We start from the raw sequence: 15,454 nt of genomic DNA, 5'->3' as shown, positions 1-15,454 counted from the left end.
GGAATGGGGATTGGGGATTAGGGATTGGGGATTAGGGATTGGGGATTGGGGATTGGGGCTCAGGGATTAGGGATTGGGGAGTAATGACCAATGACAAATGACAAATGACCAATGACCAATGACCAATGACAAATGACAAATGACCAATGACCAATGACAAATGACAAATGACAAATGACCAATGACCAATGACCAATGATCAATGACAAATGACAAACTTAAAACATCATCTGTAAAAATTGGACTCCCCAGAATGGCCAAGCTACCCACATTCCTAAAACGCTGATTCCTAGAAGGATGGTGAACGCATAAAACTGGGTTTGTCCACTGGTACTGTATTTGAGGCCTTGTCCACCTAACAGTGAGAACAAACCGACAAAGTTAACGATTCCATCGATAACTAAGCGGTCAAGCATATCGGTAAATTTGGAAATTTGCCCAACGCCGGCAACAATTGTGAGGCGGTAGATTTGGGCTGTGTAAAAGTCGTAAGCGAACAAATCTCTTAAACCTTTCCAGGGTAAGCGGATTGGGTTTTGCCATTTTCCTAAATAAATGACACCACTGATGCTGACACCAAAAATACTCGACCAAATTAGCAGGAGTGCAACATCTTTATTCAGGTTTACCCAACTTGGCAGCAATGATAAACTTTGTAATATTAAAGGTAGATGCAGGACGAAGCCGAGTAAAATTACCATTGGTAGTACCATCGGCCAATGTACTTCAGGCGATCGCTCGCTCATCTGTTTGGGTTTACCGCCAAAAATTAGGCTAAATTCTCTACTTAAACTAAAGGCTGTTAAAGCGTTGACTGCAATAACCACTGCTACTAACAACGGTTGAGTTTTCCAAAGTGCATTTGCTAATTCAGCCAAAGCCCAAAAGCCGCCTAAAGGTGGAAAAGCAATTAATCCCAAACCACCGACGATAAAGGCTAATGCTGATATCGGACGACGTGATAATAGTCCACCCAGTTGGTTGATGTCTTGGGTGATGCTGTTCCAGACAATTCCACCAGTACTCATAACTAACAGCGCTGATGATAGCGCATGGGTGAGTACCAACAACAGCGCCACTTCATCTTGTTTCACGCCTACGGCAATGAAAATCAAACCCATGTAGGCACTTACAGAATAGGATTGACACCGCTTAATGTCAATTTGGGCGATCGCAATTAAAGAAGCACCCACCGCTGTCACCGCACCAATCGCAACAATAGCAGAGGAAACTACGGGTGATAGCGTTAACACAGGTTGCAATTTAATCAATACCCATGCACCAGTGGCTACTACTACCGAGTTCCGCAAAATTGTACTGGGAACAGGGCCTTCCATCGCCTCATCTAACCACAGATGTAGGGGAAATTGGGCACATTTACCCATCGGACCTGCGATTAAGGCTAAACCCACCAATGTAATCACTGTTGGGTTAACATTAGCAGTTGTTGCCCATTGCGCTAGTTCTGTATAATTCCAAGTTCCCGCTAGGGGCCATAAACCCAACACCCCCATTAGCAAAAATAAGTCTCCTACCCGTTTGGTTAAGAATGCATCTCTAGCACCAGTTACAACCAAAGGCTGACTAAACCATAAACCTACTAGTAGGTAGGTTCCCAAAGTTAGAACTTCCAAAATTACATAGCTGAAGAACAAGCTGTTACACAGGACTAAAGCGCATAAACCAGCTTCAAATAATCCCAGCAAAGAAAAGAAGCGTCCCCACCCCCAGTCCATTTCCATGTAACCAATCGCAAAAATTTGCGCTAACAAATTTAAGCCGCTAATTACAACCATCGCGCCTACACTCACCGCCGAAATTTCTATAGCGATGGTGAGGTTTAAGCCAGCAGTGGAAAGCCACGGAATAAATATTTCTGATGGTGCTTGATTCCAGGCGATTGGTAAGGCGATCGCGCTATGGACAAACGCCAAAAATGTCATTACCAAATTTACGTAACCCGCTGGTCTAGGTCCGGTACGGCGAATGACTCCCGGAGACCAAGGCACAGCTAAAAGCCCACCCATTAAGGCGTAGCACGGTACTAGCCAAACAGTATCGAGCAGAAACTGAGCCATGAACATACCTCTATATTTGCAGCATAATTTAGGGATTTTGAATTAAAAAATCTTGATCCCCGTCAACCGGTCTCTCGGATAATGGAAACTGATCCTTGATTAATTTTGTTAAATTTAGCTTACCGTTATCTCATCCAAAATGGAATTACTTCATCGAAATAAATGAGCGATATTTGCTCTAATTTATTCTTATATATGGCACGATTTGATTTATGAATGATAACTATTAGTTTTTCTCTATGTATTGATAATGCGATCCTAACTCCTACTCCCTTCCCGGTCTAAGATTACCTATAATTTTCCTTCTTCTCTGCGTTCGCGTAGCGTGTCGAAGACAGACGCTCCGCGAATGCGCCTACCCTGCGGGAACGCCTCCGGCGAATGCGCCTTCTCTGCGAGACGCTGCGCGAATGCGTGAGATCAAAATTATTTCGGTAATCTTCCACGGGGAAGGGAGTAACTATCTTGGCACCGCAACCTGATTCATTACCGACGCAATTACCGCATCAATTTGTAAACCATCCAGCATTGCTTCTGGTTTCAAAAGTAGACGATGACGCAACAACGGCGATGCGACAGCTTTAACATCATCTGGAGTCACAAAATTTCTCCCAGATAACCAGGCCGCAGCCTGTGATGTCTGCAACCAAGCACCAGCAGCGCGAGGCGAAGCACCCAAAGCTAAATCGGGATATTGACGCGATGCTCTGACCAACGCCAGGATATAATCAATAATTGCCTCAGATACTTTAACTTCTTTGACTGCTTGTCGAGCCTGCAAAATTTCGCCTACCGTTGCTATTTGTTTCAGGTGGGTAATATCCAAGCGTCGCGCCGCAAAACCCGCCTGACGATTGAGTAACATTTGTTTTTCGGCAGCTTGGTCAGGGTAATCTACTACTAGTTTAAATAAAAACCTGTCTAACTGCGCTTCTGGTAAAGGATAAGTGCCTTCAAATTCTAGGGGATTTTGTGTCGCAATCACCCAAAATAACTCTGGTAAAGGTAAAGTTTCTCCATCCAAAGTTACCTGCATTTCTTCCATTGCTTCTAGCAACGCCGCTTGTGTTTTCGGGGGAGTACGGTTAATTTCATCCGCTAGCAAAATTTCTGTAAATATCGGTCCTTTTTTCAGGGTAAAACTGCGACTATTCAAGTCAAAAATATTCGTCCCAGTAATATCTGACGGTAAAACATCTGGTGTTAGCTGAATGCGGCGAAACTCCGATTGGATCAACTGCGCCAACACTTTCACTAAAAGTGTTTTACCAGTTCCCGGTACACCTTCCAAAATTATATGTCCACCCGCTAACAGGGCGACTAGCATCTGTTGTACAAGATGGGATTGTCCCACAATTACTTGGTTAAGTCCTTGACCAAGGCGAATTAAAATAGGATGGGTTTCATTCATAATAATTAAGTTATAGGGAATAGGGAATAAGCAATTACTGCTAACAAATGACAAAGAGTAATGAGTAATGAGTAATGAGTAATGAGTAATGAGTAATGAGTAATGAGTAATGAGTAATGAGTAATGAGTAATGAGTAATGAGTAATGAGTAATGAGTAATGAGTAATGAGTAATGAGTAATGAGTAATGAGTAATGAGTAATGAGTAATGAGTAATGAGTAATGACCAATGACCAATGACAAATGACAAATGACCAATGACCAATGACAAATGACAAATGACAACCCTAACCATTACGGTTTATTTGCGCCGACCTACTCAAGCGAATAGTCCGCCATTTCCCCAACCAGCTTAACAGGTCTTGTTCACTCATAGGTTTTTTTCGCAATCGCACCTTGAACACTGCATTCAGTTCTGCGGGATTTGCACCTGTTTTCTCTACCCAAGTATTAATCAAAGCCTCTGGTTCCAGCAGGACTGTCCCTAATCCCAAAGCTTTTTGTAATTGTATTTGTTCTTCTTTACCTACCATCTCGACGACAAAATCGGTGGATTGGGCTTTTTGTAATACTCCTGCTAAGGCTTGAATATATGCCTCACTGTTGTCTACACCTGGTGTATCTAAAGCTACTGCCTTACCAAAGCGCCGATTCTGTGCCCAAATTAGCACCAATAGTAATACACCTGCCTGGAATAATGCGGGCATGATCGGTGTTTTAGTTAAATAACTTAATAAATCACCTTTACCTTCTTTCTCCCTCACATCGCTGTCTTTGTAGCCGTGGATGTATTCATCAACAAAAATTGGGTTATTTTTGTGTCTAACAAAATTAGCTAAATACTTGAAATTACTTAAATAATCTTGGTAGGCATTGGCGGCTAAATAGGGAGTAGTAGAATAAATTACTTTTCCTTGACCGTGCTTTTCTACCCAGACAACAGCACCGAAGCGATCGCCTAAATCAACTTCTGTTTGGTCAGCTTGCTGATAACGTCTTCGCGTGTCAATTTTTACCTTCCCAAAGGGAGATTTTTGCATCGTGGTAAAATTCGCCGCTGTTACTTGATGACGCACGCCCAAAATCACCAAATTATTGCCTTGTTCTACCCATTCTCGCTCTTGTCTATCGAGTGTTGGCGATCGCCAGGTGCTGTAAACTTGTAGCAGGGTGACAGGGCTTTTCTGTGCTGTAATATCACCTGCAGGCTTTTGCCAACGCTGGATAGAAATTCCTTGCTGTTGCATAAAAGCATACCAAGCACCATAGCCATCAGCACCACGGCTATAAGTGGAACCACTAGTAATTGTATTGCTGCTAGGAGCAGTTATTAAGCTCAATAATATTATCACTGCCAGGGCGATCGCTCCTAAAGCAGCCAGGCGATTTGAGCGTTTCATTTGCTTCATATTTTGACACTCCCCATTCCCCATCACTCCGGGAAAATTTCGCGATAGGCTTGCTGACACTGCTCATAATTTTCTCTGAAAATCTCAACATTGCCAAAACATAATTGTTCGTGAGTAGTAATCAAAGTTTCATAAGGCTGTATTTGATTCACAGATAACCTTAGCAATCGCAGATATTCGCCATCAGTGCGGCTGTGTTGGACTGGTGTGATCGCTTTCTCATGTAACTGTTGTAACATTGCTAAATAAATACAACGGCAGGCCTCACGATAGTTAGCCTGACGATAAAATTCTTGCGATCGCATCAACCAACGCTCGCTAGATAATTCACCAGAGCCAATTTTTAGTCCAGCACCATCAAAATTACCTCTTTGAGCTAACCAAGAATACACATAAGGTCTAAATAACCGCCACAATTGCCAAACCACCCAGACCAAGAATAAGCCTAACACCAGCCAAAACAACAAATTCAGCAACTGAGCCAGCCCAGGACTGATTGACCAATTCGGTAGATCCAAGGGAACTTGAGAAAACTGGTATTCTACCCATTCTCCCACTTGTTGCTGCAACTGAGAAAGCTGCCAACTCCAGCTAGTTTTTTCAAAAGCATCTGTGGACATTGGGGAGATGGGGGGAGGAGGAGAATAATTCATGACCGACCAACCTACGATTACCAATAAAGAAAAGAGAATATTTCTGCTTCTACTCAGCACTCACCACTCAACACTCAGCAGATAATAGAAATTGATACTGATATATAAAGAGCAATTTTGTAATGACTATTTATTTTTACAAGGTTTGGCAACCTTATGGCTGTTTTTCTAACTTTTCTCCCCACGGAATCGAAATCCAGGGTACTTACTGGTCAACGGTTGAGCATTATTATCAAGCACAAAAGTTTGTGGGCACTAAAGATGCAGTTATTATACCCGTAATCCATGCCGCTCAAACCTCCGAAGAAGCTGCTGCTTTAGGACGCTGTAATAGCCGCAAAGTCCGTTCAGATTGGGAGGTGGTCAAAACCCAGGTGATGCGAGAAGCTGTCCTCAAAAAGTTTCTCACCCATGCTGACATCAGAGAAATTCTCCTAACCACAGGTAATGAAATCCTAGTAGAAAACTCCCCAAACGATTATTTCTGGGGCTGTGGTATGAATAAAACTGGTGAAAATCATCTCGGTAAAATCCTGATGGATGTGCGTGAAGAAATCCTCAAGTTATTCACCGCTACTGAAACTCTAGAAAACTACAGTCAACTGTCCTTTGGGTAATACCAATTTAAAAAATCTTTGCAACATATCGATAATCTGTAGGGGCGCAAGGCCTTGCGCCCCTACCCTATCAGGGGCGCAAAGCCTAGATCCCTACCCTATCCCAATACTGCGTAGGATTTGCAGGGGAGGCAAAACTCTTCAAGAGCCTCCATTTCTCCCCCTGCTCCAAGAGCTTGCCTCAACCAAGAAATTCCAAAACCTACGCAGTATTTTACCCTATCCGTCCCATTCTTTTTTCAAATTGGTATAAATAATTTTTCTTTAAGGTTGATTGTCAGAAAGGTTACAACTGGTTACTCCCTTCCCGGTCTAAGATTACCTATAATTTTCTTTCTTTGCGCCTTTGCGCCTTTGCGTGAGCTAAAAATTATTTCCCTACGGGACGCTCCGCGAACGGTAATCTTCCAGCGGGAAGGGAGTATCTTGAACACAGAGGGTTAAAATTACGGAACTTTATCAACCGCCAGTGTATCTAATTAAGCAAGCTAAACCGTAGAAAAAATTGTGAGGTAATTAATGCGTCGCCTTGGATTTTGGCTATTTTTGCCCATTACCCTGATAACTAACTGTTTTCAACTACAGTTATCTAGCCAAACTGTAGCAAAGTCTACTCCATCTGTAGCTCAAAAAGCAGGTCCAACTTTGTTAGCACAAGCAAGTTACCTTTCAACGTTGGAAAAACAGGTGATTGATGAAACCAACAAGATAAGAACAAACCCTCAGTCATACATCCCGATTCTAGAAAACTATAGAAAGCGCTTCCAGGGTAAACGAGTCAAAATTTCTAATAATACCTATTTAGTGACCCAAGAAGGAGTTAAACCAGTCGATGAGGCGATCGCATTTCTCAAGTCAGTTCGTCCCGTCGGATCATTGACTGCATCTAAAGGTATGTCTTTGGGTGCTAGAGATCACGTCCAAGACCAAGGCCCCAAAGGTACAACAGGTCACAATGGTAGTGATGGTAGTAACCCCTCTACTCGCGTCAATCGCTATGGCAAATGGCAAACTACCGTGGGCGAAAACATCAGCTATGGCCCGAACACTGCTCAAGATATTATCATGCAATTAGCTTTCGCGCCTTAGCCTGGCACCATAACTGTACTCAGTTTGGTGTCGGGATATAAGGCGATTAATTACGAAACGCCCCAATTACCAATATTAGCCATAGGCTGATTCGGTAATTGGGGCAGTTGAGTAATTAATAATCTTTTGTTTTATTTTGGCTTGTCTTGGGATTCAACATAGTTGACTTTTCCTTCTCGATACTTTATAGTAATAAACGTCAACACTAAATGCAATCAAGTAGGTGATTTCCTTATACTGCTTAACTATCAGTACCGCACTTATCCAGACACCAAGCAAAAAATCCAGCTAAACAATTGGTTAAGAATTTGTCGATACTGGTACAACAGGCAGTTAGGAGACAGGTTCGACTGGTATCAGTATAATCGGACTGCAATTAATTTTTGTCCGTTAATTTGTTCAATACCAAAATTACGAGACAACCCCGACTATTACTCACAAAAAAAACAACTTCCTGTTATTAAGTCCGACTTGATAAAGGTAAGTCATTCTGGTGAACTACTAGACTTTACAAGTGTTCCATCTCAGACATTACAGGATGTATCCAAGCGTGTAGACTTGGCTTTTTCTCGCTTTATTGAAGGTGATTACAAAGGAAATCGTAGTGGCAAACCTCGTTTTAAAAATGCTGCGCGTTATCGCACAATAAAAATTGAAGGTCAAGCTATTACTGTCGAACGTGTTGAGCAAGAATGGCTATTTTTGTCATTTTCAAAATTAAAAGGCTGGGTAAAGGTGCGTTTACATCGCCCATTACCTAATGGATTTATTTTAAAAAATGCTCTTTTGACAAAAAAGGCGGATGGGTGGTACGTAACCATTTGTTTGTCAGACCCAAATATTCCTACCTTTACACCTGATGAAATTGCTCCAACTTGGGAAAACAGTCTTGGATTGGATGCAGTATTACATGAAGATGATTATTTGGCAACTTCAGAGAATACCAAGCTACCATCGCTAAAATCTTTCTCTAAGTCCGAAAAGAGACTAGCAGATATATCCAAACGTAAATCCACCAAGAAAAAGGGCAGTAAATCACGCCGTAAATTAGCTAAAAAAGAAGCAAAAGAACATCAACGTATTGCCAGAGCTAGAATTGACCATGCTTTTAAAACTGCCCATACCTTGCTCAAAACTGGGAAGAAAGTTTTTGTATATGAAGATTTAAATTTAAGAGCTTTATCAAAGAAAAATAAAGCCAAACAAGATGAAAATGGGAAATATTTACCCAACGGTCAATCAGCTAAATCAGGATTAAATAAATCCTGGAACGATGCTGCATTTGGACAATTTTTCACAATCCTAGAATACATAGCCCGAAAAGCTGGAACTAGGACAATAGCAGTCAAACCTGCATACACATCTCAATTGCTTGCGTATCGTGATGAATTTATCTTCACTGATTGCAACATTCGTAATTATTGGGACGAAAAAGAATCGCTTTTGGTTGATAGGGATATTAATGCCGCTATCAACGTAAAGCGCGTTGGGCTGGGACTGTTCCCAACGATAAAACGCCGTAAAGGGAATCCGGTAGTGGATGGTTCTACTACTAATAGTACCTCTAAGGAAGTTCTGGCAGCATTGCGAAATGTACCAGAAGCCTATACCGTATTTGGTACTCCAAATCGGTGTAGGTAGTTCACTGATTGATGATGGCGTACCGTCACGCGGTCATCGAACAAATATTTTTAACGGCGCTTTTAAAGTCACTGGTGTTGCTTATGGAACTCACAAATTATATGGCACTATTTGTGTGATTACATATGCTGGGGGTTATAAAGAAAAGTAGATAGGAAAAGCTGAATCATGGGCGATAGTCATAGGGCTGCTGGTGCTGCACATCTTAACGTCTACGTCCAAGGTCAAGGATTCCCCATCCTCGGACTACACGGTCATCCTGGTTCTGGTCGCAGTCTTTCTGTTTTCACCAATCACCTATCAAAACGTTACCAAACTTTTGCCCCTGATTTGCGAGGATACGGCAAAAGCCCAGTTAAGGGCAATTTTGAGATGCGTGACCATTTGACCGACTTGGAAGCCCTGCTAGACCGCTGTGGGATTGAAAAATGTCTAGTATTGGGATGGTCACTTGGTGGCATTCTCGCTCTGGAATTGGCATTACGTCTCCCACAGCGGGTGACTGGGTTGATTTTAGTCGCAACCGCCGCCAGACCCCGTGGTAATCATCCCCCAATTAGTTGGCAGGATAATTTTTATACTGCTGTAGCAGCGCTTTTGAATTATATTAAACCCAGTATGCAGTGGAATATTGATACTTTTGGCAAGCGATCGCTCTTTCGCTACCTCATCCAACAACATACTCCCACAGCCTATAAATACATCGCCCAAGAAGCTGTCCCAGCCTACTTAAAAACTTCTCCTGCAGCTACTCGCGCTCTCTATAATGCATTACGATTAGGCTACAATCGTATTACAGATATCCAGGAAATTGAATGCCCAACACTGGTACTCGCTGGCGCTGAAGATCGCCACATCACTGCTGATTCTAGCTTAGAAACTGCTCGCCACCTCAAAAATTGTCAGTGGCAATGCTACCCCGATACTGCTCATCTTTTCCCTTGGGAAATTCCTCAGCAGGTACTAAACGACATTGACAGTTGGTTACAAAAGCATCCGATCCAAAAAAGCTAACAAATGCTAACAAATGTCTGCTTTTTCTTCCTGCAACGACTAGGAAGTGTCGGCACTATCCAGTCCACAGGCTAACACGGTCAATCTGACCGCTTCTTTTCTTAAATTAATAGCAGCATTCAAATCTCTATTACACTCAAAACCGCAGTTATCAAATGCCGACAAATAGCCTCGCCGCGCAAGTCCTGATTCATATTGAACGCACCCCATCTAAATCGGAGATTATAGATGAGGATTCTTTCGCTATGCAGCTTTTAGACTACGCAGCGTTCCCAGAGTTACTGGCGTTCTCAGTGTGTCGTTAGAACTTTCGCTTACGTTGGCGAAGCCTGCGCTCCGCGCATACACTCTAGAAAAGGTTTTATCTCCCACAGTTAGACAATACCAATATCTAGCACCGATGTTATAAGATGCTGATAAGTCGCAATTGTATTGCTTGCCACTCTTAAACACAGCGAGAGAATAATTATTTTTATTTCGCTTAACTTTACCGCTGCCATCAAAAGCATAAGCACTGGTATATTTGGGATTAATAGCTTGAACTTGTCCCCCAAATTCAGACCATCTATCTGTGACTATCTCAACAATTTTGGCATGACACCACAGATGAAATTTCTGTTTTAGTAGAGAGCCTTTCTTACCAGCTTTTGCCTTCCAACCAGCTAAACTCTCAATCACAATTACTTTGACGTTATGAGTCTTTGCAAACTCAACAATATCTCTGGCGACTTGGCGGGAGATTTCGGCTCTTCCGTACTTAGCGTGCTAAATTTATTAAATAATCAGCTTGAAACCCTTACTGAGATACGGTAATAGCCATTATTTCCTGTATTTTTGGTCATATTGCTGAAAATTAAATTATGAACGCCTGTAAGTCTTACTTTTAAAGCAAATTTATAGACTTTAACTAATAATTAAGCACGCTAAGTACGCAAGAACCAAAGGGCTTGAGAGCCTCTGAAATACTTGATTTTCTTAAAGGCGGCACCCGGATTTGAACCGGGGGATGGAGGTTTTGCAGACCTCTGCCTTACCACTTGGCTATGCCGCCACACTTACGATTATTCATTATATCAACATTTTACCTCAAATTGCATCTTTTGTGCGGGAAAATTTTTCCCCGTTAATCCAATTAGCGGCGAATATCAAGATTTACGGCGACAACAAATATAGATATGTTGCTCAAAATTAGTATTTGCGAGGCTTTTTTGGGGTGATAAGTATAAAATTTCCCAAAAAAAATAATTTATCTCTTAAGATAGATGTAAAAATATTACTCAGCATTCATGGTATAATATATACAAAATATTGCGTATATCACGTAAAAAATTGCTAAGGTATTGGTGATCCAGTCCTTATTGCCTGATTAATTTTATCAGGGTGAATGTACTAGGTGACTGAAAAAAATAAACACTATTATGATGGTGTTCAGTCAGGAGTAAAGAGTAGAACTAAATAAGGAATACTAGCTGGTGGCGGTAATCGAGAGGATTTACCTTTAGTGATGCCGACTTATTGATCAAGCTAGTTTTGCTACTTGAATGATAAACACTTAGTTGCCCGGAAGGAGAATCAGATATTAAGACGCAAACATTGCTATCAGCAAAGATGAATCCAGTGTTTCCCGTATCTATTGCTCAGGTAACAGATATACATCTGTTTGCTGCGGAAAATCATCAGCTGCTAGGAATGCCTACTATGGAATCATTCCAAGCAGTTATAGCGCGTTTAAAGATTCTACAACCGGAACTGGATTTACTACTGCTAACGGGAGATTTGTCTGGTGATGGGACGGCTACATCCTATGAAAATCTTCAAAACCTGCTGAGTCCGCTACAAATACCAACTTACTGCATACCAGGAAATCATGACTGTGCGATCGCAATGGATGAAATCTTAAATCTGAGGATGTTTTCCCGGCGTAAGTCTTTTGAGCGTGGTGGCTGGAATTTTGTCTTACTCAGCTCGGCTGTACCTGGCTGTGTGCATGGTTATCTTTCAGCTAAAACCCTAAATTGGTTAGACTGTCAGCTAAAAATTCTGCAAAATCAACCTACTATAGTAACCCTACATCATCCACCTTTTCTGGTCAATTCTAAGTGGCTAGATAGCAGCAGTCTGCAAAATTCTGAGGAACTTTTTGCCGTTCTCGATAGACACCCACAAGTCAAATTAGTTTTGTTTGGTCACATTCACCAGGAATTTCAGTACCAGCGTCATCATGTTCACTATTTCGGTACACCCTCAACTAGCATTCAGTTCAAACCTAAAAGCACAAAATTTGCTCTCGATCAAAAACCTCCTGGGCTTCGTCTACTAAAACTTTACCCCAATGGCACTTGGGAAACCACTGTTGAACGAGTTCCTTATTTTCATACCCTGGAGTTAACAGCGACGGGATATTAGGAGATTGAGGAGTTAGGAGTTAGGAGTTAGGAGTTAGGAATTCTGACTTCATCAGCAAAACTACCCCAACGGACAAAGTTAAATGGTCCGGCGATAGACCCCCAAATATGCTCATCGGTTTCTAAATTCCGTCCCCGGTCGAGGCTGATAAATTTCTCTTCGTTAATCTCAAATTCGTTATCTAGATAGGTCTTTTGTCCTTTACGAAAAACGATGCAGCCTTTTCCCGGTTCCACCCTACCTTTGAAGCTATTACCAGTCCACTCAACAATCATGTTACAGCCTGATAATTTTTCCAAGTCATCGGCTGTTAAGGTTTTGAGGAGTTCCAGGTTACGGGATGCACCATAAAAATTTTGTTCTTCCTTGACGGTGTAATTTTCAATTAGGATGTGATCGCCCGCATTGACCAACTTTAGCACCCGCATACGATAGGGGTCATTGAGCATATAGTCATAGGCTTGCTCCAAAAATAAACTCACCCCTGATAATAATTCTACGGGCAGGGGACGCATAAACACGCGAATATGAGCGTAAAAAGGCGGGTTTTCAAAAGCTTGTGCTTGATTGCTAAAGTCAGCTGCCATCCAACGAGCTAAGGTGGCAATATCTGTAGAATGAGTCATGACAAATGATCAACTAGTTGCTTGAAAATTCTCTAGAAGTATTTTCACATACTCCCCGTGCCAAAAGAGCGCGGATTCTGGGCTGCTAACAGCAATTGCAGGCGTAGCCCGACTTACACCACCTAACCCAATAGTTGATGCCCCAACTATTTGACCCTGAGCGAAGCCGAAGGGAAGCCGAACCTTTGAATATTACGTGCGGCGTTGTCGTCCCTCCCGTTAACTATCTGACACAATGGATAACGTCATTCTCTCACTTTAGGATTGCTACATGACGCAAAGAGCAAGTTTACTTCGACGCTGCTATCAAAGCTTTGCCAACATTCCGATACGAGTGTTGCTAACTGTTCCATTTATGTTGCAATTGGTAGGAGCGGTTGGGATAGTCGGTTATTTGTCTGATCGAAGTGGACAGCAATCCGTGAGGGAACTTGCAGACAAACTCACCCAACAGGTGTTGCTGCGGATTAACGATCGCCTCACCACCTACCTACATGCACCCCAAGATGTTGTCGCCGCCAATCATCTGGCAGTAGAGCAGGGAACCTTGAAAATCAACGACTTTGAGCAACTGCGAGAGCAATTTTGGCAACAAATCACCCTGAACCCCTCCCTCCAATCTATCTTCTTTGCCAACGAGCCAGGAGAAGCGATTGGGTACGGACGCCTTCAAAGTAAGGAACTGGTCAAACAAGCCAAAAGGCTGACCCGAAAGGATGCGTCCATCAGTACCCGCTATTTTCATAGATCGAGAAGTAGCGATCCGGGTAAACGGAAATACTATTTGGTTGACGCGAAAGGCAATCCTTTCAAACTTGTCTATACCTTTCCCGTCGATAATCAAAAAACTCCCTGGTATCGCTATGCCAAAGCCACCAACCAACAAACTTGGTCGCCAATTTCTGTTTACAAGGTTGTACCCACATTAGGAATTTTCGCACTCGCTCCCATTTACGATGCTGCTGGAAAATGGCGGGGAGTTTTCGTCTCGGATTTTACCCTGGCGGGAATCAGTACCTTTCTGGAGCAGCTAAAATTCTCAGCATCTGGACAGACTTTTATTATGGAGCGTTCTGGTAATTTGGTTGCCACATCTACGCCAGAGATCCCTTTTGTGAAGAAAGGTTTGGGGGAAACGACGCGATTGTTAGCGGTAAATAGCAAGGATGCGCGAACGCGAGACATTGCTCAACAACTCGCCCACAAATTTGGCAACTTCCGCACCTTGCAAACAACCCAACCACTGACGTTGCTAAGTAACCACGAGGAGCAATTTGTGGTTCTTGCGTACTTAACGTGCTAAATTTTTAATTACAGTCGATAACTTTGTTTTAAAATCAAGGCTTACAGGCGCTTATAGCCAAAATTTTAATCATCAGACCTAAAAGGCAGTAAATAATGGCTGTCATCTTATCCCAGCAAGGAGTTCAAGCTTATTTTTCAACATATTTAGCACGCTAAGTACGCAAGAACCAGAGCTATAGCCCAGTCATTGAACCGGAAGATCGAGAACGGGTGGATCAACTGGTGCAATCCATGACTCCAGCAAATCCTATTATTATAATTGAGAATCGAGTAATTGTCAATGGTTCAGTTCGCTGGACACAGTGGGTAAACCGGATGCTGTGTGACGACCAGGGGAATATCTTGGAGCTTCAGTCAGTGGGACGAGACATAACTGAATTAAAGCACATAGAAGAAGCTTTACGCCAGAGTGAAGAACGGTTCCGCAGCGCCTTTGAAGATGCCCCAATCGGCATGGCATTAGTAACAATTGAGGCTAGATTTATTCGCGTTAATCGCTCGCTTTGTGAGATCCTTGGCTACACTCAAGACGAATTGCTGATTACAACCCTTCAAGAAATTACCCATCCTGATGATCTGGCAATTGATTTAGAGCAGGTGCAAGCAGTGCTGGCTGGTGAAATTCACAGCTACCAAGTCCAGAAACGGTATTTCCATCAACAAGGTAATGTGGTCTGGGTGTTGCTGAATGTATTGCTTGTCCGAGATAGCCGAGAAGAACCTATTTACTTCATTGCCCAAATTCAAGACATTAGCGATCGCTATGCCATCGCTCAGATGAAAGATGAATTTATCTCCATTGTTAGTCATGAACTACGAACCCCGTTGACTGCCATTCACGGTTCTCTCGGCATTTTGGAATCGGGACTCTATAACAACAATTCCGAACGGTTTAATCATCTGATTCAAATCGCCCTGAATAATAGCGATCGCCTGGTGCGATTGGTCAATGACATTCTCGATTTGGAGCGGTTAGAGTCTCGAAAAACCGAGATGGTGATGGAATCATGTGAAGTGACGGATCTGATACAGCAGGCAATTGAAGCGGTACAGGCTCTAGGCGATGCGGCTCTTGCGTGTATAGCGTGCTTAATTATTAATGAAAGTCGATTAAATTGCTTTAATAACAAGGCTTATAGGCGTTTATAATTTGATTTTTAGTAACAGTAGCTCAAATACAAAAAATAATGGCTTTTATCGGAGCCA

Annotated in this window: 13 protein-coding genes, 1 tRNA gene and 2 pseudogenes; 8 read left to right on the top strand and 8 right to left on the bottom strand. The window is 42.4% G+C overall.

Going from position 1 to position 15,454, the window contains the following annotated elements; genetic code table 11:
• Positions 1-66: 66 nt before the first annotated feature.
• The 5 genes from HEQ19_16360 to HEQ19_16340 all read right to left on the bottom strand — a co-directional run bounded on the left by HEQ19_16360 (position 67) and on the right by HEQ19_16340 (position 5,517).
• Positions 67-216: a hypothetical protein gene (locus HEQ19_16360; GenBank protein ID WYL98119.1), complete on the bottom strand. Its 150-nt coding sequence runs from the start codon at positions 214-216 to the stop codon at positions 67-69.
• Between the two features lie 2 nt (positions 217-218).
• On the bottom strand, positions 219-2,078 hold the full coding sequence (locus tag HEQ19_16355; GenBank protein WYM00839.1) for an NAD(P)H-quinone oxidoreductase subunit F: 1,860 nt from the start codon (positions 2,076-2,078) through the stop codon (positions 219-221).
• A 460-nt stretch (positions 2,079-2,538) separates the two neighbouring features.
• A complete protein-coding gene (locus tag HEQ19_16350) occupies positions 2,539-3,489 on the bottom strand; it encodes a MoxR family ATPase (GenBank protein WYM03454.1) in 951 nt (316 codons plus the stop codon).
• Between the two features lie 286 nt (positions 3,490-3,775).
• Positions 3,776-4,888 (bottom strand): DUF4350 domain-containing protein, encoded by a 1,113-nt coding sequence (locus HEQ19_16345; GenBank protein WYM03453.1) that lies wholly within the window; start codon positions 4,886-4,888, stop codon positions 3,776-3,778.
• A 32-nt stretch (positions 4,889-4,920) separates the two neighbouring features.
• Positions 4,921-5,517, bottom strand: a complete 597-nt coding sequence (locus tag HEQ19_16340) for a DUF4129 domain-containing protein (protein ID WYM03452.1) — start codon at positions 5,515-5,517, stop codon at positions 4,921-4,923.
• Between the two features lie 155 nt (positions 5,518-5,672).
• Between HEQ19_16340 and HEQ19_16335 the strand changes: the two genes are divergently transcribed.
• The 5 genes and pseudogenes from HEQ19_16335 (at position 5,673) to HEQ19_16315 (ending at position 9,911) form a co-directional block, all read left to right on the top strand.
• Positions 5,673-6,167, top strand: a complete 495-nt coding sequence (locus HEQ19_16335) for an NADAR domain-containing protein (GenBank protein ID WYM00838.1) — start codon at positions 5,673-5,675, stop codon at positions 6,165-6,167.
• Between the two features lie 519 nt (positions 6,168-6,686).
• A pseudogene (locus HEQ19_16330) lies at positions 6,687-7,241 on the top strand (CAP domain-containing protein).
• A gap of 177 nt (positions 7,242-7,418) precedes the next feature.
• Positions 7,419-8,897, top strand: a complete 1,479-nt coding sequence (locus HEQ19_16325) for a transposase (protein WYM03451.2) — start codon at positions 7,419-7,421, stop codon at positions 8,895-8,897.
• Positions 8,872-9,048 (top strand): annotated as a pseudogene (locus tag HEQ19_16320) (hypothetical protein). The gene HEQ19_16325 and the pseudogene HEQ19_16320 overlap by 26 nt, the downstream one beginning before the upstream one ends.
• A 17-nt stretch (positions 9,049-9,065) precedes the next feature.
• Entirely contained in the window at positions 9,066-9,911 is an 846-nt protein-coding gene (locus HEQ19_16315; GenBank protein ID WYM00837.1) for an alpha/beta hydrolase, read from the top strand.
• Positions 9,912-10,154: 243 nt separating this feature from the next.
• On the opposite strand, the gene HEQ19_16310 is transcribed toward HEQ19_16315, so the two are convergent.
• A complete protein-coding gene (locus tag HEQ19_16310; GenBank protein ID WZI67236.1) occupies positions 10,155-10,628 on the bottom strand; it encodes an IS200/IS605 family accessory protein TnpB-related protein in 474 nt (157 codons plus the stop codon).
• 262 nt (positions 10,629-10,890) lie between these two features.
• Positions 10,891-10,962: transfer RNA gene (locus HEQ19_16305), tRNA-Cys, on the bottom strand.
• A 557-nt stretch (positions 10,963-11,519) separates the two neighbouring features.
• Between HEQ19_16305 and cpdA the strand changes: the two genes are divergently transcribed.
• Complete coding sequence (gene cpdA, locus HEQ19_16300; GenBank protein ID WYM00836.1) at positions 11,520-12,317, top strand: 3',5'-cyclic-AMP phosphodiesterase; 798 nt, start codon at positions 11,520-11,522, stop codon at positions 12,315-12,317.
• Between the two features lie 26 nt (positions 12,318-12,343).
• Here the strand turns inward: cpdA and HEQ19_16295 are convergent, their stop codons facing one another.
• Positions 12,344-12,943 carry a chromophore lyase CpcT/CpeT gene (locus tag HEQ19_16295; GenBank protein WYM00835.1) on the bottom strand — a complete coding sequence of 200 codons (600 nt, stop codon included), beginning with the start codon at positions 12,941-12,943 and terminating at the stop codon, positions 12,344-12,346.
• Positions 12,944-13,214: 271 nt separating this feature from the next.
• On the opposite strand from HEQ19_16295, the gene HEQ19_16290 reads away from it, so the two are divergent.
• Together HEQ19_16290 and HEQ19_16285 are read left to right on the top strand one after the other, a co-directional pair.
• Complete coding sequence (locus HEQ19_16290; protein WYM00834.1) at positions 13,215-14,246, top strand: cache domain-containing protein; 1,032 nt, start codon at positions 13,215-13,217, stop codon at positions 14,244-14,246.
• 212 nt (positions 14,247-14,458) lie between these two features.
• A complete protein-coding gene (locus HEQ19_16285; protein ID WYM00833.1) occupies positions 14,459-15,397 on the top strand; it encodes a PAS domain S-box protein in 939 nt (312 codons plus the stop codon).
• Positions 15,398-15,454: the final 57 nt, after the last annotated feature.

Origin of the sequence: Gloeotrichia echinulata CP02 (genome assembly GCA_038087035.1) — a bacterium.
GTDB lineage: Bacteria > Cyanobacteriota > Cyanobacteriia > Cyanobacteriales > Nostocaceae > Gloeotrichia > Gloeotrichia echinulata.
The sequence above is the reverse complement of the archived record's forward strand: the minus strand, read 5'-3'. Positions and strand labels throughout refer to the sequence as shown.